The sequence below is a fragment of the Duganella sp. GW821-FHT07G03 genome (assembly GCF_059418605.1).
Window position 1 is genome coordinate 37,098 of sequence record NZ_JBWKQE010000003.1, and the last position, 22,854, is coordinate 59,951.

Consider the following 22,854-nt stretch of genomic DNA (forward strand, 5'->3'; position numbering starts at 1 on the left):
CCATGCCGTCCCTTCTGCTGTCGCGCCGCGACATCGCCTTCATGCTGTATGAATGGCTGGATGCGGAGGCGCTGACGCGGCGCGCCCGCTTCCAGGACCACAACCGCGAAAGCTTCGATGCCGCCATCGATACGGCCGAGCAGCTCGCCACCGAGCTGTTCGCGCCGCACAACAAGAAGAGCGACAACCAGGAGCCGCACGCGGTGCCTGGCGAGCGCTGCCTGAGCGTCAAGATCATACCTGAGGTGAAGACGGCGCTCGACGCCTTCTCCGCCGCCGGCCTGATGGCGGCCGGGCAGGACTTCGAGCGCGGCGGCATGCAGCTGCCGGTGGTGGTGGAGAAGGTGCTGGCCTCGTACTTCACGGCGGCCAACGTGGCCACCAGCGCCTACACCTTCCTCACCATGAGCAGCGCCAACACCCTGCTCAAGTGCGGCACGCCGGAACAGGTGCGGCGCTATGTCGATCCGATGTTCGCCGGCCGCTTTTTCGGCACCATGTGCCTGTCGGAGCCGCAGGCCGGTTCCAGCCTGTCCGACATCACCAGCCGCGCCGTGCCCGATCCGCAAGCCGGCGAGGATGGTGAACGCCAGTACCGCCTGAGCGGCAACAAGATGTGGATCTCGGCCGGCGAGCACGAGCTGTCGGATAACATCGTGCACCTGGTGCTGGCCAAGATCCCCGGTCCGGACGGCAAGCTGATCCCGGGCGTCAAAGGCATCTCGCTGTTCATCGTGCCCAAGTTCCTGGTCCACGAAGACGGCAGCCTCGGCGAGCGCAACGACGTCGTGCTGGCCGGCCTGAACCACAAGATGGGCAACCGCGGCACCAGCAATTGCCTGCTCAACTTTGGCGAAGGCAAGTTCCAGCCGCAAGGCAAGGGCGGCGCCGTCGGCTACCTGGTCGGCAAGCCGCACCAGGGCCTGGCCAATATGTTCCACATGATGAACGAGGCGCGCATCGGCGTCGGCCTGGGTGCAGCGGTGCTGGGCTACACCGGCTATCTGCATGCGCTGGACTACGCCCGCAACCGTCCGCAAGGCCGCCATCCGGCGCAAAAAGATCCGGCCCAGCCGCAACTGCCGATCATTGAACACACCGATGTCCGGCGCATGCTGCTGGCCCAGAAGGCTTATGTTGAAGGCGGCCTCGGCCTTGTGCTGTACAGCGCCCGCCTGGTCGACGAACAGCACGGCGCCGAAACGCCGGAAGCCCGCGAGCATGCGGCGCGGCTGCTGGATTTCCTGACGCCGATCACCAAATCGTGGCCGTCGCAATGGTGCGTGGAGGCCAACAGCCTGGCGATCCAGGTGCATGGCGGCTACGGCTACACGCGGGAATACAACGTCGAGCAGTTCTACCGCGACAATCGCCTGAACGCCATCCACGAAGGCACGCACGGCATCCATGGCCTCGACCTGCTGGGCCGCAAGGCCACCGTGCAGGACGGCGCGCTGTTCAAGGCTTTCGGCGCCGAGCTGCGCAAGACGGTACGCAAGGTGCGCGGCAGCGTCGGCGCGCCGGATGTTGTATCGCCTGAGCTGGCCGGCATCAGCAAGGAACTGCTGGCGCACGCCGACGCATTGGATGCCGCATGGCAGGCAGTGGAACTCGTCACCCAAAAGCTGTATGCTGCCGGCGACCTGAATAAAACCCTGGCCAACGCCAGCCTGTACCTGGAGGCGGTCGGCCACGTGGTGGTCGCCTGGATCTGGCTGCAGCAAGCCTTGCTGGCCGCTGCCGCGCTGGAAACCGGCGACCCCGATTTCTATCGCGGCAAGCTGCAAGCCTGCCGCTACTTCTTCCACTGGGAACTGCCGAAAGTCGAACAGCAACTGGAACTGCTGGCCAGCATAGACACCACCACGCTCGACATGCGCGACGCGTGGTTCTAGACAAGCGATAACGAAAGCGAGACCAGATGATCAAGCACATCGTAATGTGGAAACTGAAGGACCATGCCGAAGGCGCCGACCGCGCCACCAACGCGGCCAAGATGAAGGCGCTGCTGGACGGATGCATCGGCCTGGTGCCCGGCCTGCTCAAGCTGGAGGCCGTCGTGGCCCAACCCGGCCTGGAGGCGACCTATGACGTGATGCTGTACTCCGAATTCACCGACAAGGCCGCGCTGGACGAATACCAGAACCATCCCGATCACGTGGCCATGAAACCCTTCTTCGTCGCGGTGCGCGATGCGCGCCAGTGCATGGACTACGAAATCTAACAGTTAAGGACACCGCAATGCGTACAACTCAAGAATTGTTTTCCCTGGCCGGCAAGACCGCGCTGATCACCGGCGGTTCGCGCGGACTGGGCCTGCAAATGGCGCTGGCGCTGGGCGAGCAGGGCGCCAAAGTCGTCATCTCCTCGCGCAAGCAGGCGGACCTGGATGAAGCGGTGGCCTTCCTGACCGGCCACGGCATCAACGCCCACGCCATCGCCGCCGACCTGTCGCAGGATGCGCACGCGGACGCGCTGGTGACGGCCGCGCTGGCCCACCTCGGCCATATCGACATCCTGATCAACAACGCCGGCGCCAGCTGGGGCGCGCCGGCCGAAGACCATCCCCTCGAGGCGTGGGACAAGGTGATGAACCTGAACATCCGCAGCATCTTCCTGGTGTCGCAACTGGTGGGCAAGCGTTCGATGATCCCGCGCGGCTACGGCCGCATCATCAACATCGCCTCGATCGCCGGCCTGGCCGGCAATCCGCCGGGCACCATGCAGACCATCGCCTACAACACCTCGAAAGGCGCGCTGGTCAACTTCACGCGCACGCTGGCGGGCGAGTGGGGCCGTCATGGCATCACCGTCAACGCGCTGGCGCCGGGCTTCTTCCCGTCGAAGATGACCAAGGGCTTGCTGGAGAAGCTGGGGCCGGACGAACTGTCCAAGGATGCGCCGCTGGGCCGCCTGGGCGACGACGAAGACTTGAAAGGCGCGGCGGTGCTGTTCGCCTCCGACGCCGGCAAGCACATCACCGGCCAGATCCTGGCGGTGGACGGCGGCGTGTCGGCGGTCTGACCATGACCGATATCCCCAAGACCTACCGGCGCATCGTGCTGGCGGCGCGTCCGCGCGGCCCGGTGGCGGTGGAGAACTTCCGGCTGGAGACGGTGGATGTGCCCGAGCTGGCCGACGGCGAGGTGCTGATCCGCAATCATTACCTGTCGCTGGATCCGTACATGCGCGGGCGCATGAGCGCGGCCAAGAGCTACGCCACTTCGCAAGCGCTGGACGAGACCATGATAGGCGGCACCGTGGGCCAGGTGCTGGCGTCGCGCAACGACTATTTTAAAGCCGGCGACTCGGTCGGCGGCATGCTGGGCTGGGCCGAGATGGGCGTGTCCGACGGCGTGCTGCTGCGCAAGCTCGACACCACCCGCATTCCGCTGTCGGCCTACCTGGGCGTGGTCGGCATGCCGGGCATGGCGGCGTGGTACGGCTTCCATCAAATCCTGGAGGCCGGCGCCGGCGACACGGTGGTGGTGTCGGCCGCCAGCGGCGCGGTCGGCAGCGTGGTCGGGCAACTGGCGCGGCTGCGCGGATGCCACGTGGTCGGCATCGCCGGCGGGCCGGAGAAGTGCGAGTACGTGGTCAAGCAGCTGGGCTTCGATGCCTGTGTCGACTACAAGGCCGGCAAGCTGGACGCCGACCTGGCCGCCGCCACGCCGGACGGCGTCGACGCGATCTTTGAAAACGTCGGCGGCGCCTGCCTGGACGCGGCGCTGGCGCGCACCAATCCCTTCGCCCGCGTGGCCTTGTGCGGCCTGATCGCCGGCTTCAACGGCCAGGAGATGCCGATCAAGAATTCGCGCCTGCTGCTGATCAACCGCCTGATGCTGCGCGGCTTCATCGTCACCGAGCATATGGAGTTCTGGCAGCAGGGCTTGCAGGAGCTGGCGGTGCTGGTCGCCAATCACCAGATCAAATACCGGGAATCGGTAGCGGACGGCCTCGCGGCCGCGCCGCAAGCATTCATGGGCCTGCTGCAAGGGCAGAACTTCGGCAAACAACTGGTAAAGCTTATCTAAAAATGAAAACATTCAGAGACAAGGTCGTCGTCATCACCGGTGGCGCAAGTGGTTTGGGTCGTGAATTCGCCAGTGTGGCGGCGCGCGAGGGGATGAAGCTGGTGCTGGCCGACGTGCAGGTCGATGCGCTGCAACGCGCCGTCGACGAGCTGAAGGCGCAGGGCGCCAGCGTGATCTCGCGCCTGTGCGACGTGCGCAAGGGCGAGCAAGTGCAGGCGCTGGCCGACGCGGCCGTCGCTGAATTCGGCGCCGTGCATCTGTTGTTCAACAACGCCGGCGTCGGCTCCGGCGGCCTGATCTGGGAAAACACCGAGGCCGACTGGGATTGGGTGATGGGCGTGAACGTCTGGGGCGTGATCCACGGTGTGCGCATCTTCACCAAGCTGATGCTGGAGTCGGCCAAGAGCGATCCGTCGTTCGAAGGCCATATCGTCAACACAGCGTCGATGGCGGGCTTGCTGAACGCGCCGGCGATGGGTGTGTACAACGTCTCCAAGCATGCGGTGGTGTCGTTGTCGGAGACTTTGTACCAGGATCTGCAACTGGTCGGCGCGCCGATCGGGGCGTCGGTGTTGTGCCCGTACTTTGTGCCGACCGGGATCAGCCAGTCGCACCGCAACCGTCCCGAGGACGTGCGCATGACGCAGGGCCCGACCGCCAGCCAGCTGGCGGCGCAGGCGATGACGGACAAGGCGGTATCGTCCGGCAAGGTGTCGGCGCAGGACGTGGCGGAGATCACCTTCAAGGCCATCGCCAACGGCGACTTCTACATCTACTCGCATCCGGGTGCGCTGGCCGGCGTGCAGGAGCGCATGGAGCACATCGTCGCCGGCACCAACCCCGGCGATCCCTACGCCGCCACGCCGCATGTGCGCGAAGCGCTGCGGGCCAAGATGAAGCTGGGCTGATCTTGCCGAGGCTGCGCGTGGCGGCTTTTCAGCGCCAGCCCGTCTTTGACGATATTGCTCAGGCAGCCCGCCGCCTGAGCGACGACATCGCTTGGTGTGAAAGCCAGGGTATCGGCCTGGCGCTTTTCCCCGAGTGCTATTTGCAGGGCTATGCAACCGACCTGCCTACGATAGCCCGCAGGGCGGTCGATGGTCCGGCATTCGCGAATGTCTTGGCGATGCTGCCGTCATCCGGCGTGGATGTGATTGTGGGCTTCATCGAGCAACGCGCGGACGGCTACTACAACTCCGCAGCGGTGATCGGCGAGGGCGCGCTACGGGGTGTGTATGCCAAGAGCCATCCTAACGAGCGTGCCTTCCTGCCGGGGCGCGAGGCGCCTGTCTTCCAGAAGTCCGGCCTGACGTTTGGCATCAACATTTGCTTCGATGCGAATTTCCCCGAGAGCGCCCGGCGTCTGAGCGAGCAAGGCGCCCGACTGATCTGCTACCCCCTCAACAACATGCTAGCCTCCGCGACCGCAGAAAAGTGGCGGTCCCGCAGCGTGGAGAATTTGCGGCAAAGGGCAATCGAGACGGCTTGTTGGGTCGCTTCCTCCGACGTGGTGGGAACGGCTGGGGAACAGATCAGTTTCGGCTGTACTTGCATAGTCAGTCCGCAAGGGGCGGTGGTCGCCCGTGTGGCCGAGGGAAGCGAGGGCGTCGCGGTATTTGAGGTGGGCTGACTGCCGCGCTGGCGATGGCGGCGACAAAGCGTGTATTTTGGCATAACGACATCGTGTTAAGCTAATGGCAAGTCTACTCACTTGCATCTTATGCTTACCGCCAAAAGACTGTTTTGGATATTGTCCGTTTTGGTCGCTGCGGCGGCTATCTGGAAGGGCGTCGATTGGCTGACCCGACCGCAAGACGAAGCCGCTCCAATTCTCAGCGCAAGTCCAGCCGGCCATGACGGCAAAGCTGCCCCGCCGGCCGTGCCTGCCGCCGCGACAGCACATGCCGCGCCGGCACCGCAGGCCGAAGTCCGCGTCGAAGATATGGTTCGCGCGGCCGCCGGGGATCCGGAAAAATCATTTGAGGCATACAAGAAGATCGGTGAGTGCCTGACCTTGGAGAGGGACAAGGAAATCGTCGATGACGTGAGTGTCAAGTTCGACAAGCTGGACACCGGTTTTCAACTCCAGCTGGTGGAGCACAAGGCCGGCGAGCCCACACTGCAGGTGCTGCGCAGGATATGCGCGGGTTTGACCGGCAGGACCAGATTGGACCGTTTTCATCTCTTGAGTTACGCCGTCGAGCAGGGGATACCTGGTGCTTTGGCGGTCTATATTTTCGCCGGCCCGCAGGGCGACCGCGCCGCGTTGAAGCAGCGGCCGGGCGATCCGGTCGTGGTCGAATGGCGCGCCGATGCGCTACGGCGCCTTGATGAACGCATCGCACAAGGCTATCCCGATGCCTTGCTCTTTGGCGTAAGCGGCTACGCCGAGCTGGGCAAGGTCATCAGCACGGCCGACCTGTACATGGAGTATACGGCGGCCAACAAGGTGCTGGGCGCGATCAATGCCGACGAAGGCGTTTATCCGAAGTCCATGCTGGAGGCCTGGGCCAAAGAACTGAGCGAGCCGCAGAAGAACGATGCCGACGCCCAGGCCGAGCGCATCTTCAGGGCCTGGAAGCAGCGCCAGACAACTACGCCGGCGCCCGCTACGGCGGCCCGCCGGCCGCCTACCGCGTGAAAACGATGACGGCTTGGGCGTCATTCGATGCCGTCTCGTCCTGTTCCTGCGCCGTCGGGTTGCGGCGTTCGCGCCGCCCGGTGCGACGGCTGACCGCCTCGCCGCGTGCTCGGTGGTGAAGGTGCGCGCCAGCGACCATAGCGCGCCGTGGCGGCCTCGACTACGGGGGTGCTGCCGAACTAAGGCCTGGCGTGTCCCCGGTGGCGCGCGTATGTCGACTTCTTTGAGTGGCATCTTGCATGCGAAAGTCTACGTTGAAGTTCAGTTACCGTTGGTGAGTATTGAATCTGGTTTACATGGGTAAAATGTAAATCTTGTGAAATATTCACTTAAATGCGGTGCGGCGGCCTTTACATGTGTAGAGCAACTGTCAAAGCCACTTGACGAAGGCGATCTATGAAATTGAAAGTACTGGGTGCTCTGCTGGGTTCCGCTCTGATCTACGCTGGCTCTGCCTATGCCGGCCCGCTCACCGTGGTGGGCGACAAGTACTACAAGGACGGCCAGCCCTTCCACGGCGTCGGGGTCAACTACTTCAATGCGTTCACGCGGAACGATCTGAGCTACCAAGGCGGCATCGATGAACTGAGTAAAAACAACATTCCTTTCTTCCGAATGAACACGCTCGGTTTCTGGCCAAGCGACCTTGCCTTGGTCCTGAACGCCACCAAGGATGGACTCAAACCGGAAGTGCTGGCGCGCCTGGACAAGTTCATGGACTATGCGCAGAGTAAGAACGTTGGCGTGGTCATGAGTGTGTTCTTCAACTGGACCGGTTTTTCGGATTTCCAGAAAGAGCGCATGCCGGCGTGGGGAAAAGACCAAAGTGTCACCCGCAAAGCCATGGTCAGCATCACGACTGAGTTGGTTAAGCGCTACGAGGGCCATCCCGCATTGTGGGGCTGGGAATTCGCCAACGAGGGCAGTAGTTTCATCGATCTGAAGGAGACCAACTACATCTATAAACCGGTGGATGTGGGGCAAGGCTCATTGCCGCCAGATGATCCGGATCCAAAAAAACCAGGTGCGTTGGCGGACAATATCGTCAGGGGAGATTATTTGAGCGCCTTGCAGCTTTTCGCGGCAACGGTGCAGTCGATCGACTCGCACAATCCCGTATTCAGCGGTAACAATGTGCCGCGCTACTGCGCTTACAATCTCGTTTTCGCCAACCCTACGGCGTGGAAATCGGATACGGAGAAGGAGTTTGGCCAGTACCTGTCGAGCAATGAACCCGCCCCGCTCAAGACACTGACGATGCACCTGTACCTGGATCCCAACCCGGAAGATATGAAACTATACTTCGGTCAAAAGACGGGTACCTATAGCCAGGTGCTGGCCGCCGCCATGGCTCAATCCAGGCTCGAGAAACGCGCATTCTTCCTGGGTGAATTTGGCGCCCCGGAGATCGGCTCGCCATCGACGACCAGCGCCAGGTTTGATGAGATCACCGGGGCCATTCTGGATAACCGAGTGCCGCTGTCCGCGCTGTGGGTCTATGATTTCCGCTATCAGGATTCTTCGTTCAACGTGACGACCACCAACGCCCGCAAATATCAGTTGGCGAAAGTGCGTGACATGAACACTGTCATGAGCACCTGGAGCGACACGCCTTAAGCAGGCCCAAGGCACGGCCAGCTGCCGTGGCGCCGGTTTCGACGCCACGGCTGTCCCCGGTTTCGCGGCAATGGCCTGGTCCGGCGTCCCGCATGCGACAATCGTGCTTCCCCAACTAGCCTGCACGCCGATGACCAACCCCGTCAAGCCCGTTATCCGCACCGGAGACTGGAGCGCCCTCAATACCGACCGGCTGGCGGCTAGTTGCCGTACTTTTTGAGCAGGGCACTCAGGCGTGCAGGTCCGTGCGTGCCGTACCAATGCCAGATGGCTTCGGCTTGCCGCCGGTTTTGCTCGTAGTAGGTCTTGTTGAGAGCCAGCCAGGCCGTGGTCGAAAACAAGGGCTTGTCGAGCCGCGTGAATTCCTTGCCGTAGCGCGCCGCCACGGTGGCGTCCATGTCGTCCTTCGACGCCAGCGATACGGCGAAACCGTCGATGCGGTGGTGGCGCAGCTTTTCGAAATTGGTGTCCGGATTGGCTGCGCCCTGGTCGACCTGGACACCGCGCTCGCGCAAGACCTTGATGTGGGGCGCGCCGTGCGACAGGCCGATGATGCGTCCGCGCATGATGATCGCCGGGTCGCCGTGCTTGGGCAGATCATCGCTGGTGCGCACAAACACCACGCTGTACAAGGCCATGCCGCGGGCGGGATCAGGCTTGCCGTGCTTGTCGAGGGGATAGACGATGTTCGGTGAAGGGCCGACCACGTCGGGAGAGAATAGCGAGGTGGCGTCGATCTCGCCGCTCTCCATGCTGAGCCGCAGGCGCGGCGGCGGCATGCGCACCATCACGGTGGTGCAGCCGGCGCTGGCGGCCGCTTCGCGGGTCAGGTCGGCCAGGGCGCCGGCGGCTGGTTTGCCTTCGTCCGCGCCAACGCCGAGATAGTAGGGCGGCACTGCCTGGTCGGTGTAGCCGAAGCGCAGCGGCGCGCAGGCAGCGGCGGCCTGCCCGGCCAGCAGCATCAGTAACGGAATGGACAACAACGGCGATACACGCATGGAGGTTAAGCAAGTGAGAAGCCTGCGGCGGGCCGGGGTGGCCGTGCGCGAACAGTTCTGCTTGCTAGTGTATCAGCATCTCTTGCAAGGTCGCAGGGGCGTCGGCGTAGAGCTTGACCACGGTGGAGGTGCGGGTGCCGTAGCTCGGGCTTTCGATCCGCACCGCCGACAGCATGCGTTCCAGGTCCAGCGGCACCCCGGTTTCCGGCAGGCGCTGGTCGGGCGCGGGCGTGGTGTCGGCCAGCATTTCGAAGTAGGCGTCGTCCGGCGCGCCCAGGCACAGCAGGCTGGCGAACTGCGCCTTGGTTTTCAACACCTTGGGCCACGGCGCGTCCAGCAGCGCGTTCGACAGGCCGTACACGCCCGGTTCCAGCGGCTTGCCGTTGCGCGGGTCGTCGTCGCCGCGGTTGGAGAACCAGATCAGCGTGTCGCCGTCGCTCAGCACCAGGTTGAAGCCGTTGTAGGCGGCGGCATCGGCGCGGATGGCGTCGACGTATTCCTGTGGCGTCATGTTGCCGGCCAGGTAGTCGGCCACCAGATGGCCGCGCGAGGGGGCGTTGTCGCGATGCTCGGACGGTGCGCGGATGTTGGTGATGGCGGCAAAGCGCGAGGCCTTGTTGCCGGGCGCTAGCTGCGTAATGCCCATCCAGCTGCCGCCGGCCTGCAAGTCGCGGCCCGCGAAAATCTGCGGATGTTCCGGCCACGGGGCCGCCGGCGCGGTGGCGCGCTGGTAGAACTCATCCCGGTTGGCGGCCGCCACCAGCGGTACCGCAGGGATGACCCGCCAGGCAAAAACGATCAGGCACATGTGACTAAATCCATAAACAATTCGGTGTGGCGCGGGCCGGCGGTCCAGGCGGACAGGCCGGCCTGTTCGACGGCTTCATCCAGCGCGGACGCGAATCCGGCCGGCGTGGCGGCATACACTTCCATCCACGTTTGCTGGCCGTCCCTGGCTTCGGGACGGCGCTTGAGCTGGCACACGACGCCGTGCCGCGCGCCCAGCGCTGCCTGCATCGGGACGACCGCCGCCAGCAAGAACGCCGCGTCGGCATCCTTGACCTGATAGTAAATGTAGAGATCCATGCTAGAGATCGAGTGGGTCCAGCACGTACGGCATGTCGAGGAAGGTCAGCGGTGCGCCGCCGGCCGAGCCAAGACGGACCGAGGCCGCGTCGATGGCGGCCAGCTTCATTTCGACCAGCGCGTCGATGCCGCCTTTGCCGTTGGGGGCGGCGTTGACGACCATGCCGCATGGCTGTTCGGGATCGGCGGTGGCGAACACTTCAACGCCGGCCGCCGCCGCCGCGTCGGCGATGCTGACCAGCGTGGTGCGCCGCTTGAGCTTGCCAAGATACTGGCTGCGGGCGACGATTTCCTGTCCCGGATAGCAGCCCTTCTTGAAATTGACGCCGCCCAGCAGTTCGAAATTGATCATCTGCGGGACGAACTGTTCCTGCGTGGCCTTGGTGATCTGCGGAATGCCGGCATGGATTTCCGACAGATGCCAGGCGTCGGTGCGGCCGACCGACAGCTTGGCGGCCAGCTCGGGCGCCACGGTCTGTGCGACTTCCGCCGACATCAGCCACTGGTAGCGCGGCGCGCCAAACGCATCGGCCACCCGGAGCAAGGTGCCCAGCGGATGGTCGACCTTGGTGAACGGCTTGCCCGGCAGCGGGTCGAACCAGTTTTGCAGCGCTTCTTCCGCCATGCCGCCGCCCAGGCCCAGCACAAGCTGATTGGCCGGCGACTCGCTCGCATCGCTGAGCTTGGTCTTGGCGCGCAGCACGAACATCGACAGCCGTTTCTGCACCGGCGCCTGGATCTCGCGCGGCAGTTGCAGGAAGATGGTGGTTTCGCTGCGCCACATCAGGAACGAGGCCAGCAGCCGGCCCTTGGGCGAGCAGTAGCCGGCCAGGCGGACTTCGCCCAGGCCCAGGTGTTCGACGTCGTTGGTCAGCTGATTGTGCAGGAAACTGGCCGATTCCTCGCCGTCCAGCGCGATCAGGCCCTGGTCGCTGATGGGCGCGACAAAGCCCACGGCGAGCTGGGTGGTGGTCAGCGGCTGCGCTTGCTGAGCTAAAAGTTCATTCCAAGAAGACATAATTTCCAATAATTTGACGATTAAAGCATTATCATTACGGGCTCATTATAGTGATGTCGGACGGATCGCGTCGGATACCGCGCAAAACGCGCACTGGCGGACTGTGCCAAGAAGTGGCAAGCTGTGCGACTTGTTCCAACCCTATGGCTTTAACAATGGCTTTTATCAAAAAAATCATCACCTTATGCATCATGCTGGCGATTGCCGGCGGCGGCTACTTTATGTATTGGTCCCAGCACCCGATCATCGGCGACGAGATCGAAGCCATTGAATTCACCATCGCGCCCGGCAGCGGCGCCCACGCCGCCGGCCAGCAGATCGCCGAAGCGGGCGTGCCGATCGAGCCCTTGCTGTTCAACCTGCTTGCCCGCGTGACCAACAAGAGCGGCAAGCTGAAAGCCGGCGCCTACGAGCTCAAGCCCGGCACCACGCCGCTGCGCCTGATCGAGCAGCTGGTGCGCGGCGAGTTCGCGCAGGAGCAGCTGACCATCATCGAAGGCTGGACCTTCCGCCAGATGCGGGCCGCCATTGCCGCCCACAAGGGCATGAAGCACGATACGGTCGCCATGTCCGACAAGGAAGTGATGCGCGCCATCGCCTCCGAATACAAGCTGCCGGAAGGCTTGTTCTTCCCGGATACCTATCTGTTCGCCAAGGGCGCCAGCGATTTGCAGATCTACAAGCAGGCGCACGCCATGCTGCTGACCCGCCTGAACGACGCCTGGGACAAGCGCGATCCGGCGCTGCCGTACAAGACGCCGTACGAGGCGCTGACCATGGCCTCCATCGTCGAAAAGGAAACCGGGCAAAAGTCCGAGCGCGGCATGATCGCCGGCGTGTTCGTCAACCGGCTGAAGCTGGGCATGCTGCTGCAAACCGACCCGACCGTGATCTACGGCATGGGCAACAAGTACGACGGCAAGATCCATAAATCGGACCTGGAGACCGACACCCCTTACAATACCTATACCCGCACCGGTTTGCCGCCGACGCCGATCGCCTTGCCGGGCGTGCAATCGCTGGCGGCGGCGCTGTCGCCGGCCAAGACGCAGGCGCTGTATTTCGTTTCCAAGGGCAACGGCACCAGCCAGTTCTCCGATAATTTGACCGACCACAATCGGGCAGTGAACAAGTTTCAAAGATAAAGTTTTTATGACTCAACACCGCGGTAAATTCATTACGTTCGAAGGCATAGACGGCGCCGGAAAATCGACCCACATCGCCTTCGTCGGCGACTATTTGAAGGCGCGCGGCGTCGACCTGGTCAGCTCGCGCGAGCCGGGCGGCACGCCGCTGGGCGAGAAGCTGCGCGAACTGGTGCTGCACGAGAAGATGCACCTGGAAACCGAAGCGCTGCTGATGTTCGCCAGCCGCCGCGAGCACATCGCGCAAGTGATCGAGCCGGCGCTGCATCGCGGCGCCTGGGCCATTTCCGATCGTTTCACCGACGCCAGCTTCGCCTACCAGGGCGGCGGCCGCGGCATGGACCTGGCCAAGCTGGAAGCGCTGGAGCAATGGGTGCATCCGCATCTGCAGCCGGACCTGACGCTGCTGTTCGACGTGCCGCTGGAAGTGGCGCGCGCCCGGCTGGACGCCACCCGCTCGCTGGACAAGTTCGAGCAGGAGAAGGCCGATTTCTTCGCCTCCACCCGCAACGAGTACCTGCGCCGCGCCACCCAGTTCGCTTCCCGATTCCGTGTGATCGATTCGACCCAGTCCATTGCGGACATCCAGGTCCGGATCGCCGCCATCCTCGATGAATTGCTTGCACTTTAAAAGTATTGCATAAGCGCTTGTTTTAAAACAGAATACCAAACAATGAGCAATTCCATATATCCGTGGCAGGAAGCGTCCTGGCAGCAGCTGCAACTGCTGCGCCAGCGCATGCCGCACGCCATCCTGTTTCATGGCGCCGCCGGGATAGGCAAATCCGACTTCATCGAACGCTTCGCCCAGGGCTTGCTGTGCGAGGCCGTGCTGCCGGACGGCCATGCCTGCGGCCAGTGCGCGTCCTGCGGCTGGTTCTCCCAGCAAAACCATCCGGACTACCGCCGCGTGCGGCCGGAAGCGCTGGAAGACGAGCCGGCGGCCGACGGCGAAGAGGGCGACGGCGAGGCCAAGAAGACGAGCGCCAAGTCGGCCAAGGCGCCATCCAAAGAGATCAAGATCGAGCAGATCCGCAACCTGGCGGACTTCATGAACATTTCCACCCACCGCCAGGGGCTGCGGGTGGTGGTGCTGTATCCGGCCGAGGCGCTGAACATGCCGGCCTCCAACGCGCTGTTGAAGACGCTGGAAGAACCGCCTCCGGGCACGGTGTTCCTGCTTGCCTCCAATAGCCTGGACCGGCTGCTGCCGACCATCTTGTCGCGTTGCCGCAAGTTCGCGCTGCCGATGCCTGGCCACGCCGAAGCGCTGGCCTGGCTGAAGTCGCAAGGCGTGCCGGACGCCGATAGCTGGCTGCGCGAGCAGGGTGGCGCACCGCTGGCGGCGATGGCGCAGGCCGAAGTCGGCAATCGTGACGATCTGGAAGTATTGCTGCAACTGTTGGCACACCCCAGCGTGGAAGGCGCGTTGAAAGTTGCCGACAAACTGCAAAAAGTGCCATTGAGTGCACAGGTTTCATGGTTGCAGCGCTGGCTTTATGATGTGTTTTCCTACAAACTGGCAGGTAACATCCGGTACTATCCTCGTTACCAGAAGGAGCTGGCCAGCCTGGCCTCCAAGATCCACGTCAGCCGCCTGCTGGCCGCGATCAAGGGCGCCAACGAGCGCCGCGCGACGGCCGACCATCCGCTGTCGCCCAAGCTGTTCCTGGAGGATATGTTGCTCGATTACGCCGCCTGCTGCGCCTGAAAGGGAATTAATGTCTGCTGCCAGCCCTCTCGACCCGAACACCGTGCCTGCCGTGGCACGGCCGACGGTATTGTCGCTGGCCATCAAGGAGAAGGCCGCGCTGTATGCGGCCTATATGCCTTTCCTGAAGAACGGCGGCATGTTCGTGCCGACCCAGAAGCCCTACAAAATCGGCGACGAGATCTACCTGATCCTGGCGTTGATGGACGACGTCAACAAATACCCGATCGCCGGCAAGGTCGCCTGGATCACGCCGCCCGGCGCGCATAACAACAAGGCGCAGGGCATAGGCGTGCACTTCCCGGAAGACGAGAGCGGCCAGCGTGCCCGCCTGCGCATCGAAGAAATCCTCGGCGCGGCGCTGCGTTCCTCGCGCGCCACGCATACGCTTTAGTTTTAAAATACTCCCTCACCGTTTTCCGACATGACCACAGCTTTCCGCCATCGCCTCGCCACGCTCGACGACTTGCCAACCATCGTCGCGATCTACAACACCACCATCGCCTCGCGCGAGGTCACGGCCGATACCGAGCCGGTGTCGGTGGAATCGCGCCTGGGCTGGTTCCACGAGCACACGCCGGAGAAGCGGCCGCTGTGGATCATCGAGCAAGCCGGCGATACGTCCCGCCAGCCGGAAATCCTGGGCTGGATGTCGTACTCGAACTTCTACGGCCGCCCGGCGTATTCGGGCACGTCGGAGATTTCGATCTACCTGGCCGAGGCCTGGCGCGGCAAGGGCGTGGGCGGCTACTGCATCGCGCAGGCCATCGCCCACGCGCCAGCGATCAAGGTGCACACCTTGCTGGGATTTATCTTCGGCCACAACAAGCCCAGCCTGGGCCTGTTCGCCAAATTCGGTTTTGAGACCTGGGCCAACCTGCCCAAGGTGGCCAATCTGGACGGCATCGAGCGCGACCTGATCATTCTGGGCAAGCGCGTAGGCTGACCGTTACTTCAACGCGCGGTCTACCGCCGCGCGGATCTGGTCGCTTGCGCAGACCACCGCCGAGTGGCCGCAATCGCCCTGCAGCACTGTGGTCGTGGCCTTGATCTGGTGCGCGAACGCCAGCGCCGGCGCCGGATTAACAATCAAGTCCTGGCGCGGGTTGATGATGTGGACCCGCGCTTTGACCTTCTTGGCGGCATCGTCGCCGATATCCTGGGTCAGGAAGGCGCGCATTTGCCAGCGCATATCGTTGGCGTCGGCCGCGTCCGGGTCATCCTCGACAGTCTCCGCGATGAATTTGTCCACTTCGGATGGCTTGGTCTTGGCCGCGCGGTAGGCCGGCGTGTCGAAATTCAGTGAAAAAATCTGGTGGTACAGGGGCAGTTTGGGATTTTGTTTGTAGTCGCCGCTGGCGTATTGCGGATCGGCCAGCATGGCCGCCTCCTCGGTGCGCCAGAACAGCAGGTCGTAGCTGGTCTGGCGCGGCGTGCCGGCGATCGGCACCGCCACGTCCATGTAGCCGGGATGGCTGACCATCCACTGGAAAGCCTGTGTCGCGCCCATCGAGTAGCCGACGATGGCGTGGATGTGCTGGAGGCCTAGCTTCTCGCTCAGCAGCCGATGTTCGGACTCGACCATGTCACGCACATTGAAGGCCGGGAAGGCCGTACCGTGCTGCGTCGCGCTGTTGGACGGCGAGCAAGCCACGCCATTGCCGATCGCATCGATGACGATCACGTAGTGTCCGGCGGTATTGAACAAGCCTTTGGGGCCCAGCAACGCTACCGCTTCGCCGCTCTTGCCGGTGTGCCAGGGCAGGAACACGACGGCGTTGGAGCGCGCCGCGTTCAGCGTGCCGATGGTGCGATAGCCGAGCTTGCAATCCTTGATGACGGCGCCGCTTTCGAGCCGGACGTCGCCGAGGTCGGCAAACTGCTGGGGCGGCGCATCGGCGGCAATGGCGGCCAGCGGCAAAACAAGGGCGAGGGTAAAAGGAAGGCGGCTGAACATCAGGCAAACTCCTGCAGTGAATAGGAACGCCGATTCTAGGCCAGGCGTGCTTAGGTTACAATCACGGCATGTTTATCGATTCCCATTGCCACATTAATTTCCCCGAGCTGGCTGCTCGCATGCCCGAGATCCTGGCCAAGATGGCCGACAACAAAGTCACCCATGCGCTATGCGTGTCGGTCGACTTGCCGGATTTCCCACAGGTGCTGGCACTGGCCCACGAGTATCCGCACATCTACGCCTCGGTCGGCGTGCACCCGGATTATGAGGACACGCCTGAACCGACCGTCGAACAGCTGGTGGAGCTGTCCAACGACCCGAAGATCATCGCCATCGGTGAGACCGGATTGGATTACTTCCGCCTGCAAGGCGACCTGGCATGGCAGCGTGAGCGCTTCCGCACTCACATCAAAGCCTCAAGAATCACGCGCAAGCCTTTGATTATTCACACCCGCAATGCCAGCGAAGACACCATCCGCATCATGCGCGAAGAGGGTGCGGGCACGGAGGCGGGCGGCGTGGCCGGCGTGATGCATTGCTTTACCGAATCGCTGGAAGTGGCGCGCGCGGCGATCGAGATGGGCTTCTACATCTCGTTTTCCGGCATCGTGACCTTCAAGAGCGCCAAGGATTTGCAGGCGGTGGCGCTGGAAGTGCCGCTGGAACGCATCCTGATCGAGACCGATTCGCCTTACCTGGCGCCGATGCCGCACCGCGGCAAGATGAACGAGCCGGGTTTCGTGGCCCACGTCGGTGAATATATCGCCAAGCTCAAGGGCGTGCCGGTGGAGCAGGTCGCCGAGCAGACGACGGCCAATTTCTTCAAACTATTCAACGTGGTAGCGTAGTTCCTTAATGCTGAATCTATCAAAACGCCGCATGCTGCTGGCCGTCCTGGCCGCCACCTTGACGATGCCCGTGCTGGCCGCCGGGCAAACCGACGATGAAGTCGACCTGTTCCGCGCCGCCCAGTTGGATAATGTCTCCGGCGTCAAAAAGCTGCTGGAGCGCGGACTGAGCCCCAATCTGCGTGAGCCGGGCGGCGAAACCGCGTTGATCGTCGCAATGCGTTACGAAGCCTACCGCGTCGCGACCTTGCTGATGGATCAACCGGGCATCGACCTGGAAGCCAAGGCGCCCAACGGCAACACCGCGCTGATGATGGCGGCCTTCCGCCAAAGCAAGGCGACCGTGGTGGACATGCTCAAGCGCGGCGCGCAGGTGAACCAGAAGGGCTGGGCGGCCTTGCACTACGCGGCGGCGGCCGGCAGTACCGAGATCACCGGCATCCTGCTGGAACACCACGCCTACATCGACGCCGAATCGCCATCCGGCATGACGCCACTGATGATCGCCGCCCGCGAAGGTCAGGAAAACGTCGTGGAATTATTGCTGGAGCAGGGCGCCGACGCGACCCTGAAAGACGGCGGCTTCCACCAGACCGCCGCCGAGTTCGCAACCCACGCGGACAAGCCCTGGATCGCCAAAACCATCGATGCCCACCTGGCCGCGAAGGCCAAACGCTAAGGGCGTGCCGAATTGACAAGGCCCGAATTGGTGGGTTTTTGGCGCTTATCTCCGGGTTTGCTTGGTCAAGATTGTTAACGATAATGGATCCAGTGCATTGCCTCCAGACACAATGCGCATTAACCAAGGATATCCATGCTGAACGAACGCGAGATTGAAAGCTGCTATCTGGGGCAATTCATTCCAGTCCACTACCATCACAATATGCTGATGGATCAAAACCGTATGCACGGCTTCAAGTCGGCCATCGACTACGCCGTCAAGCCGGGCGCCAAGGTCCTGGAGCTTGGCGGCGGCACCGGCGTGCTGTCGTGGTTCGCGGCGGCCAAGGCGGACAAGGTGTATTGCGTCGAATTCAATCCCGACATGGTCAAGGAAGCACGCAAGATGCTGGCGCTGAACCCCAACGGCGAAAAGGTCGAAGTGGTCCACGCCGACGCCTTCGAGTACCTGCCGCCGGAACCGGTCGATGTGGTGATCTGCGAGATGATCCACGTCGGCATGCTGCGCGAGAAGCAGGTGGAAGTGATCGAATCGTTCAAGCGCCGCTATACCGAGCGCTTCGGCGGCCCGTTGCCGGTGTTCCTGCCGGAAGCGGTCATCATGGCGGTCCAGCCTTTACAGCAGGAATATGACTTCGAAGGTTTTTACGCGCCCATCGTGCAATTCCAGGAAACCAATGTGATTTACCCTGGCACCGTGGAAGTGGCGCAGCCTGCGGTGTACAGCATCATCGACTTCAACCAGCCGAACGACCTGACCTATGCATGGCAGGGCAAGTTCGTGGTCGAGCGTAGCGGCGAGATCAACGCCATGCGCTTCGTCACCAAGAACATCCTGGCCGTGGTGGCGGAGCGTTCGACCACCATCGACTGGCTCAACCACTACATGACGCTGCCGCTGGCCAACCCGGTCAAGGCACGCGAAGGCGATGTGCTGCAAGTGAGCTTCCAGTACCGCGCCGGCGGCTCGATTCCGTCGCTGCAAGCCTCGCTGCATGCCGAAATCCTGTACGAGGCAGCGCTGCAACCGGCCAGCTACGTGCCGGCCTACGCTTAAAAAGCTCTTCACGCGGGTCGTTCTGAAGCGTATATTTCGTCTTTTGCAGAAAGAAATATATGGAACAGAACGACCAACGCTACCTCATCCAGCAGAACAAGATCGCCGACGGCGACCAGAAACCACCCGTATTCGCCAAAGTCATGCGCAGCAAGGACGGCGTGTTTGAAGGCGTTTCCTTCATCAAATCGAAGGAAAAAGCTTCGATCTTGACTATCGAACAAGCCAACCAGGCGATCGAATGGGCGTCCAAGAAGAAGCCGAACGCCCATGAGTACATCACCAAGATCATCTGCGTCGGCCAATAATCCCCATTCATTCCCCGTTTCGCGCGATTGATCGCGGTTTTCTGCCGTTGGTCGCATGCCAATTGCCCGCCGGGGAGCGCCGCACTACAGTGACAGCATTGACAACGCATCAACTGGATCGGGAGCATCTCATGTTCGGATTTCTGCTGTGGCTGGTTTTGCTGTTCCTGTGCTGGCCGCTGGCTCTGCTGGCGCTGGTGCTGTATCCCTTGTTCTGGCTGATCACCTTGCCGTTCCGCCTGATCGGCATCGGCGTCGAAGGCGTGTTCGAGCTGCTGCGTGCCGTGGTCATGCTGCCGGCGCGCATACTGCGCGGCTCGCCAGGCCGCTAAGCCGGCCTAGAAATCCACCAGGAAGCCGCCTCCCAGCGATTTCTGCGAATAGTTGTAGTCGATCAGACTCTGGCCATAGCCGCTGAATACTTGCACATAGCCTTTCAGGTTGGCCAGCACCGGGAATGACCAGCCCGCCTGCAGGGCGCCATGGCGCGTCGAGAAATTGCGGCGCGCCATGAGCGAGAACGTATGGCCGTCGCTGCGGTAGCTCACGTTCAGGTCGCCATGGCCGAGATAATCGGTGATGTCGATGTTGTCATTGTCCGAGCGGGCATTGTCCAAACGCTTCCAGAAGCGCAATTGCGCCCCCAGCTTGCCGTGCTCGGCGCCCACTTCCGCATACACCCGGTTCCAGCTGCGCGACAAGGTCGAGGTCTGGCCGTTCGACTGGTGCACCATGCCCACGGTCAGGTAGCGGACGTCGAGGGCCGGGCCCAGGTTCAGGTTCAACGGCGTGGTCAGCATCAGCTCGGGCTGGTAGTTGGTCTCGCGGAAGGGGCTGGAGGCGGCGCGGTTGTAGGCTTGCCAGAAACTGTTCTGGGTGTAGCCGAACCACAGGTCGATCGGCGTCTTGAACGCCTGTTCGATCAGCTTCATCTTGAAACTGAGCTGGTAGGTCAGTTCCGTGTGCTGCGACTTGACGCCAGCCGGCGTGAAATCGTCAAAAGGCGCATCATTGGAACTGGTGCTGTAATTGGCCAGCATCAGATAGGTATCGTGGTGCGGGCGGACGTTGAACACGCCGCGCTTGGCCGAGCGGTCCAGCTCCCACCATTGCACCATGCGCGAGACGGTGTCTTCCGGCGGTATGGTGGTCATCGCGGCGACCACGGGCGGCAGCACCGGCGCGGCGGGCGGATCGGCCGGCTGGGTGCTGGAGGGCAGCGTCAGGGCGGTGGCGATCTTGCTGACCTTGCCAGAATCGGGTACGCCGACCGCGGCGCCGCCGAGCGCCTGAATGGCGGGACCTGTCTTGGCCAGACGGTCGTAGCACGCCAGGCGGGCGCTGGCGTCCCCCAGCACGGAGCAGCGTTCGATGCGCAGTTCCAGATCGGTGGCCGCTGGCGGTGCGGCGGATTGGGCTAGTGCCAGCGCCGGGGCCATGCCCAAGGACAGAAGCAGGGCGTGTTTCGATGGAACAGTCATGGAAAACTTTCAGTTAAACTTGCTAGTTATTCTGCAGCCTATATTAATTGCCGTTAGTCATGTCGCACGGCAGAAATAAGCTAGCTCTTGAAATTTGCATTAATCGCTACACTTGAGACTTCCTGCATTCACATTGCATCAAGGAGAGAATGATGACCCGCAAGACCCCCATCGAGCGTTACCGCAACATTGGCATCAGCGCGCACATCGACGCTGGCAAGACCACGACCACGGAGCGCATCCTGTTTTATACCGGCGTCAACCACAAAATCGGCGAAGTGCACAATGGCGCCGCGACGATGGACTGGATGGAGCAGGAGCAGGAACGCGGGATCACCATCACCTCGGCCGCCACCACCGCCTTCTGGAAAGGCATGGCGGGCAATTTCCCTGAGCACCGCATCAACATCATCGACACGCCCGGCCACGTCGACTTCACCATCGAGGTCGAGCGGTCCATGCGCGTGCTCGACGGCGCCGTCATGGTGTATGACGCCGTCGGCGGCGTGCAGCCGCAATCGGAGACCGTCTGGCGCCAGGCCAACAAGTACGCCGTGCCGCGCATCGCCTTCATCAACAAGATGGACCGCGTCGGCGCCGACTTCTTCCGCGTGCGCGAGCAGATCGCCGCGCGCTTGAAAGGCGTCGCCATTCCGATCCAGATTCCGCTGGGCGCGGAAGACAACTTCCATGGCGTGGTGGACCTGGTCAAGATGCGCGCGATTAACTGGGACGACGAGAGCCTGGGCGTCAAGTTCAGCTACGAGGACATCCCGGCGCACCTGCAGGCGCTGGCGCAGGAGTGGCACGACAAAATGGTCGAGGCCGCCGCCGAAGGTTCGCCCGAGCTGCTGGAGAAATACCTGGACGGCGGCGTGCTGACCGAAGAAGAGATCAAGGCCGGACTGCGCCAGCGCACCATCCGCAACGAGATCGTGCCCATGCTGGCCGGCAGCGCCTTCAAGAACCGAGGCGTGCAGGCGATGCTGGACGCGGTGGTCGAGTATCTGCCGTCGCCGCTGGACGTGCCGGCGATTGCCGGTCACGACGAGGATGACAATCCGATCGAGCGCCATCCGAGCGACAGCGATCCGTTCTCGGCGCTGGCGTTCAAGATCATGACCGATCCCTTCGTCGGCCAGCTGACGTTCTTCCGCGTGTATTCGGGCGTGGTCAATTCCGGCGACACGGTCTACAACCCGACCAAGAGCCAGAAGGAACGGCTGGGACGCATCCTGCAGATGCACGCCAACGAGCGCAAGGAGATCAAGGAGGTCTACGCCGGCGACATCGCGGCGGCGGTGGGCCTGAAGGGCGTGACCACCGGCGATACCTTGAGCTCGCCGGATCACGTGATCGTGCTGGAAAAGATGATCTTCCCGGAGCCGGTGATCTCGCAGGCGGTCGAGCCGAAGACCAAGGTCGACCAGGAGAAGATGGGCATCGCCCTGAACCGGCTGGCGCAGGAAGACCCGTCGTTCCGCGTGCATACCGACGAGGAATCGGGCCAGACCATCATGTCCGGCATGGGCGAGCTGCACCTGGAAATCCTGGTCGACCGCATGCGGCGCGAGTTTGGCGTCGAGGCGACGGTGGGCAAGCCGCAGGTGGCGTATCGCGAAACCATCCAGAAGACGGCCAGCGATGTCGAAGGCAAGTTCGTCAAGCAGTCCGGCGGACGCGGGCAGTACGGCCACGTGGTGCTGACCCTGGAGCCGATGGAGCCGGGCAAGGGCTATCTGTTTGTTGACGCTATCAAGGGCGGCGTGGTGCCGCGCGAGTTCATCCCTGCGGTCGACAAGGGCGTGCAGGAAACCTTGCGCAGCGGCGTGCTGGCCGGCTATCCGGTGGTCGACGTCAAGGTGACGCTGACCTTCGGCTCCTACCACGATGTCGACTCGAACGAGAACGCCTTCCGCATGGCCGGTTCGATGGCCTTCAAGGACGGCATGAAGCGCGCCGATCCCGTGCTGCTTGAGCCGATGATGCAGGTGGAAGTGGAAACGCCGGAAGAGTTCATGGGCAACGCCATGGGCGACTTGACGGCGCGGCGCGGCATGGTACAGGGCATGGACGAGATTCCCGGCGGCGGCGGCAAGATCATCCGGGCGCTGGTGCCGCTGGCCGAGATGTTCGGCTACTCCACCACGCTACGTTCGCTGACGCAGGGCCGGGCCACGTACACGATGGAGTTCAAGCACTACGCCGCCGTGCCGAAGCACATCCTCGACCACATCGCGACCTCGTCCAAGGCGCGCCACTAACCCACCCC

General features: G+C 62.8%; 25 protein-coding genes. 19 read left to right on the plus strand and 6 right to left on the minus strand.

The genetic code is table 11. The features are described from left to right. The first annotated feature begins 2 nt into the window (after nucleotides 1-2). From AC07OK_RS05880 to AC07OK_RS05915, 8 genes are all read left to right on the plus strand, one after another. Entirely contained in the window at nucleotides 3-1,895 is a 1,893-nt protein-coding gene (locus AC07OK_RS05880; protein WP_494689412.1) for an acyl-CoA dehydrogenase, read from the plus strand. A gap of 26 nt (nucleotides 1,896-1,921) precedes the next feature. Further along, nucleotides 1,922-2,224: a Dabb family protein gene (locus tag AC07OK_RS05885; RefSeq protein WP_494689413.1), complete on the plus strand. Its 303-nt coding sequence runs from the start codon at nucleotides 1,922-1,924 to the stop codon at nucleotides 2,222-2,224. A 17-nt stretch (nucleotides 2,225-2,241) separates the two neighbouring features. Next, entirely contained in the window at nucleotides 2,242-3,024 is a 783-nt protein-coding gene (locus AC07OK_RS05890) for an SDR family oxidoreductase (RefSeq protein ID WP_494689414.1), read from the plus strand. A gap of 2 nt (nucleotides 3,025-3,026) precedes the next feature. Next, nucleotides 3,027-4,034, plus strand: coding sequence for an NADP-dependent oxidoreductase (locus AC07OK_RS05895; RefSeq protein WP_494689415.1), 1,008 nt, complete (start codon nucleotides 3,027-3,029; stop codon nucleotides 4,032-4,034). A 2-nt stretch (nucleotides 4,035-4,036) separates the two neighbouring features. Next, nucleotides 4,037-4,942, plus strand: coding sequence for an SDR family oxidoreductase (locus AC07OK_RS05900; protein WP_494689416.1), 906 nt, complete (start codon nucleotides 4,037-4,039; stop codon nucleotides 4,940-4,942). A 17-nt stretch (nucleotides 4,943-4,959) separates the two neighbouring features. Beyond that, nucleotides 4,960-5,664 (plus strand): carbon-nitrogen hydrolase family protein, encoded by a 705-nt coding sequence (locus AC07OK_RS05905; protein WP_494689417.1) that lies wholly within the window; start codon nucleotides 4,960-4,962, stop codon nucleotides 5,662-5,664. Nucleotides 5,665-5,754: 90 nt separating this feature from the next. Beyond that, on the plus strand, nucleotides 5,755-6,675 hold the full coding sequence (locus AC07OK_RS05910) for a hypothetical protein (RefSeq protein ID WP_494689418.1): 921 nt from the start codon (nucleotides 5,755-5,757) through the stop codon (nucleotides 6,673-6,675). Between the two features lie 396 nt (nucleotides 6,676-7,071). After that, nucleotides 7,072-8,292 carry a cellulase family glycosylhydrolase gene (locus AC07OK_RS05915; protein WP_494689419.1) on the plus strand — a complete coding sequence of 407 codons (1,221 nt, stop codon included), beginning with the start codon at nucleotides 7,072-7,074 and terminating at the stop codon, nucleotides 8,290-8,292. Between the two features lie 200 nt (nucleotides 8,293-8,492). Here AC07OK_RS05915 and AC07OK_RS05920 read toward each other — a convergent pair whose 3' ends face one another. The 4 genes from AC07OK_RS05920 to ygfZ all read right to left on the minus strand — a co-directional run bounded on the left by AC07OK_RS05920 (nucleotide 8,493) and on the right by ygfZ (nucleotide 11,394). Further along, nucleotides 8,493-9,272 carry a hypothetical protein gene (locus AC07OK_RS05920; RefSeq protein WP_494689420.1) on the minus strand — a complete coding sequence of 260 codons (780 nt, stop codon included), beginning with the start codon at nucleotides 9,270-9,272 and terminating at the stop codon, nucleotides 8,493-8,495. An 82-nt stretch (nucleotides 9,273-9,354) separates the two neighbouring features. Beyond that, nucleotides 9,355-10,098 (minus strand): NRDE family protein, encoded by a 744-nt coding sequence (locus AC07OK_RS05925; RefSeq protein ID WP_494689421.1) that lies wholly within the window; start codon nucleotides 10,096-10,098, stop codon nucleotides 9,355-9,357. Beyond that, the gene (locus AC07OK_RS05930) at nucleotides 10,089-10,376 is read right to left on the minus strand and encodes a DUF4936 family protein (RefSeq protein ID WP_494689422.1); all 288 of its coding nucleotides are present in this window, start codon (nucleotides 10,374-10,376) and stop codon (nucleotides 10,089-10,091) included. Before AC07OK_RS05930 ends, AC07OK_RS05925 begins: the two co-directional genes overlap by 10 nt. A 1-nt stretch (nucleotide 10,377) precedes the next feature. Continuing rightward, on the minus strand, nucleotides 10,378-11,394 hold the full coding sequence (ygfZ, locus tag AC07OK_RS05935) for a CAF17-like 4Fe-4S cluster assembly/insertion protein YgfZ (RefSeq protein ID WP_494689423.1): 1,017 nt from the start codon (nucleotides 11,392-11,394) through the stop codon (nucleotides 10,378-10,380). A 155-nt stretch (nucleotides 11,395-11,549) separates the two neighbouring features. Between ygfZ and mltG the strand changes: the two genes are divergently transcribed. Genes mltG through AC07OK_RS05960 form a run of 5 tightly spaced genes read left to right on the plus strand, consistent with a single transcriptional unit; the run spans nucleotide 11,550 to nucleotide 15,196 of the window. Continuing rightward, a complete protein-coding gene (gene mltG / locus AC07OK_RS05940) occupies nucleotides 11,550-12,539 on the plus strand; it encodes an endolytic transglycosylase MltG (RefSeq protein ID WP_494689424.1) in 990 nt (329 codons plus the stop codon). Nucleotides 12,540-12,546: 7 nt separating this feature from the next. Continuing rightward, nucleotides 12,547-13,170: a dTMP kinase gene (gene tmk, locus AC07OK_RS05945; protein ID WP_494689425.1), complete on the plus strand. Its 624-nt coding sequence runs from the start codon at nucleotides 12,547-12,549 to the stop codon at nucleotides 13,168-13,170. Between the two features lie 42 nt (nucleotides 13,171-13,212). After that, nucleotides 13,213-14,250, plus strand: a complete 1,038-nt coding sequence (locus AC07OK_RS05950; protein WP_494689426.1) for a DNA polymerase III subunit delta' — start codon at nucleotides 13,213-13,215, stop codon at nucleotides 14,248-14,250. A gap of 10 nt (nucleotides 14,251-14,260) precedes the next feature. Further along, nucleotides 14,261-14,644 (plus strand): PilZ domain-containing protein, encoded by a 384-nt coding sequence (locus AC07OK_RS05955; RefSeq protein WP_036622204.1) that lies wholly within the window; start codon nucleotides 14,261-14,263, stop codon nucleotides 14,642-14,644. 30 nt (nucleotides 14,645-14,674) lie between these two features. Continuing rightward, nucleotides 14,675-15,196: a GNAT family N-acetyltransferase gene (locus AC07OK_RS05960; protein ID WP_494689427.1), complete on the plus strand. Its 522-nt coding sequence runs from the start codon at nucleotides 14,675-14,677 to the stop codon at nucleotides 15,194-15,196. 3 nt (nucleotides 15,197-15,199) lie between these two features. Here the strand turns inward: AC07OK_RS05960 and AC07OK_RS05965 are convergent, their stop codons facing one another. Further along, a complete protein-coding gene (locus AC07OK_RS05965) occupies nucleotides 15,200-16,207 on the minus strand; it encodes an alpha/beta fold hydrolase (protein ID WP_494689428.1) in 1,008 nt (335 codons plus the stop codon). 68 nt (nucleotides 16,208-16,275) lie between these two features. Here AC07OK_RS05965 and AC07OK_RS05970 point away from each other — a divergent pair, with 68 nt between their 5' ends. The 5 genes from AC07OK_RS05970 to AC07OK_RS05990 all read left to right on the plus strand — a co-directional run bounded on the left by AC07OK_RS05970 (nucleotide 16,276) and on the right by AC07OK_RS05990 (nucleotide 19,433). Continuing rightward, the gene (locus AC07OK_RS05970; RefSeq protein WP_494689429.1) at nucleotides 16,276-17,055 is read left to right on the plus strand and encodes a TatD family hydrolase; all 780 of its coding nucleotides are present in this window, start codon (nucleotides 16,276-16,278) and stop codon (nucleotides 17,053-17,055) included. 7 nt (nucleotides 17,056-17,062) lie between these two features. Then, nucleotides 17,063-17,734 carry an ankyrin repeat domain-containing protein gene (locus tag AC07OK_RS05975; RefSeq protein ID WP_494689430.1) on the plus strand — a complete coding sequence of 224 codons (672 nt, stop codon included), beginning with the start codon at nucleotides 17,063-17,065 and terminating at the stop codon, nucleotides 17,732-17,734. Nucleotides 17,735-17,869: 135 nt separating this feature from the next. Continuing rightward, the gene (locus AC07OK_RS05980; protein WP_494689431.1) at nucleotides 17,870-18,793 is read left to right on the plus strand and encodes a class I SAM-dependent methyltransferase; all 924 of its coding nucleotides are present in this window, start codon (nucleotides 17,870-17,872) and stop codon (nucleotides 18,791-18,793) included. Nucleotides 18,794-18,852: 59 nt separating this feature from the next. After that, entirely contained in the window at nucleotides 18,853-19,101 is a 249-nt protein-coding gene (locus AC07OK_RS05985) for a hypothetical protein (RefSeq protein ID WP_494689432.1), read from the plus strand. 131 nt (nucleotides 19,102-19,232) lie between these two features. Continuing rightward, nucleotides 19,233-19,433 (plus strand): hypothetical protein, encoded by a 201-nt coding sequence (locus tag AC07OK_RS05990; RefSeq protein ID WP_020703231.1) that lies wholly within the window; start codon nucleotides 19,233-19,235, stop codon nucleotides 19,431-19,433. A 6-nt stretch (nucleotides 19,434-19,439) separates the two neighbouring features. Here AC07OK_RS05990 and AC07OK_RS05995 read toward each other — a convergent pair whose 3' ends face one another. Beyond that, complete coding sequence (locus AC07OK_RS05995; protein WP_494689660.1) at nucleotides 19,440-20,540, minus strand: phospholipase A; 1,101 nt, start codon at nucleotides 20,538-20,540, stop codon at nucleotides 19,440-19,442. 194 nt (nucleotides 20,541-20,734) lie between these two features. Here AC07OK_RS05995 and fusA point away from each other — a divergent pair, with 194 nt between their 5' ends. Then, nucleotides 20,735-22,846: an elongation factor G gene (gene fusA / locus AC07OK_RS06000; protein WP_494689433.1), complete on the plus strand. Its 2,112-nt coding sequence runs from the start codon at nucleotides 20,735-20,737 to the stop codon at nucleotides 22,844-22,846. Nucleotides 22,847-22,854: the final 8 nt, after the last annotated feature.

Coding starts and splice junctions, on each gene's coding strand:
- AC07OK_RS05965 (WP_494689428.1), bottom strand. CDS start 16,207: ATGTTCAGCCGCCTTCCTTTTACCCTCGCCCTTGTTTTGCCGCTGGCC.
- AC07OK_RS05930 (WP_494689422.1), bottom strand. CDS start 10,376: ATGGATCTCTACATTTACTATCAGGTCAAGGATGCCGACGCGGCGTTC.
- ygfZ (WP_494689423.1), bottom strand. CDS start 11,394: ATGTCTTCTTGGAATGAACTTTTAGCTCAGCAAGCGCAGCCGCTGACC.
- AC07OK_RS05885 (WP_494689413.1), top strand. CDS start 1,922: ATGATCAAGCACATCGTAATGTGGAAACTGAAGGACCATGCCGAAGGC.
- AC07OK_RS05970 (WP_494689429.1), top strand. CDS start 16,276: ATGTTTATCGATTCCCATTGCCACATTAATTTCCCCGAGCTGGCTGCT.
- mltG (WP_494689424.1), top strand. CDS start 11,550: ATGGCTTTTATCAAAAAAATCATCACCTTATGCATCATGCTGGCGATT.
- AC07OK_RS05950 (WP_494689426.1), top strand. CDS start 13,213: ATGAGCAATTCCATATATCCGTGGCAGGAAGCGTCCTGGCAGCAGCTG.
- AC07OK_RS05995 (WP_494689660.1), bottom strand. CDS start 20,540: ATGGCCCCGGCGCTGGCACTAGCCCAATCCGCCGCACCGCCAGCGGCC.
- AC07OK_RS05900 (WP_494689416.1), top strand. CDS start 4,037: ATGAAAACATTCAGAGACAAGGTCGTCGTCATCACCGGTGGCGCAAGT.
- AC07OK_RS05955 (WP_036622204.1), top strand. CDS start 14,261: ATGTCTGCTGCCAGCCCTCTCGACCCGAACACCGTGCCTGCCGTGGCA.
- AC07OK_RS05975 (WP_494689430.1), top strand. CDS start 17,063: ATGCTGAATCTATCAAAACGCCGCATGCTGCTGGCCGTCCTGGCCGCC.
- AC07OK_RS05925 (WP_494689421.1), bottom strand. CDS start 10,098: ATGTGCCTGATCGTTTTTGCCTGGCGGGTCATCCCTGCGGTACCGCTG.
- tmk (WP_494689425.1), top strand. CDS start 12,547: ATGACTCAACACCGCGGTAAATTCATTACGTTCGAAGGCATAGACGGC.
- AC07OK_RS05880 (WP_494689412.1), top strand. CDS start 3: ATGCCGTCCCTTCTGCTGTCGCGCCGCGACATCGCCTTCATGCTGTAT.
- AC07OK_RS05895 (WP_494689415.1), top strand. CDS start 3,027: ATGACCGATATCCCCAAGACCTACCGGCGCATCGTGCTGGCGGCGCGT.
- fusA (WP_494689433.1), top strand. CDS start 20,735: ATGACCCGCAAGACCCCCATCGAGCGTTACCGCAACATTGGCATCAGC.
- AC07OK_RS05915 (WP_494689419.1), top strand. CDS start 7,072: ATGAAATTGAAAGTACTGGGTGCTCTGCTGGGTTCCGCTCTGATCTAC.
- AC07OK_RS05960 (WP_494689427.1), top strand. CDS start 14,675: ATGACCACAGCTTTCCGCCATCGCCTCGCCACGCTCGACGACTTGCCA.
- AC07OK_RS05890 (WP_494689414.1), top strand. CDS start 2,242: ATGCGTACAACTCAAGAATTGTTTTCCCTGGCCGGCAAGACCGCGCTG.
- AC07OK_RS05910 (WP_494689418.1), top strand. CDS start 5,755: ATGCTTACCGCCAAAAGACTGTTTTGGATATTGTCCGTTTTGGTCGCT.
- AC07OK_RS05990 (WP_020703231.1), top strand. CDS start 19,233: ATGTTCGGATTTCTGCTGTGGCTGGTTTTGCTGTTCCTGTGCTGGCCG.
- AC07OK_RS05980 (WP_494689431.1), top strand. CDS start 17,870: ATGCTGAACGAACGCGAGATTGAAAGCTGCTATCTGGGGCAATTCATT.
- AC07OK_RS05985 (WP_494689432.1), top strand. CDS start 18,853: ATGGAACAGAACGACCAACGCTACCTCATCCAGCAGAACAAGATCGCC.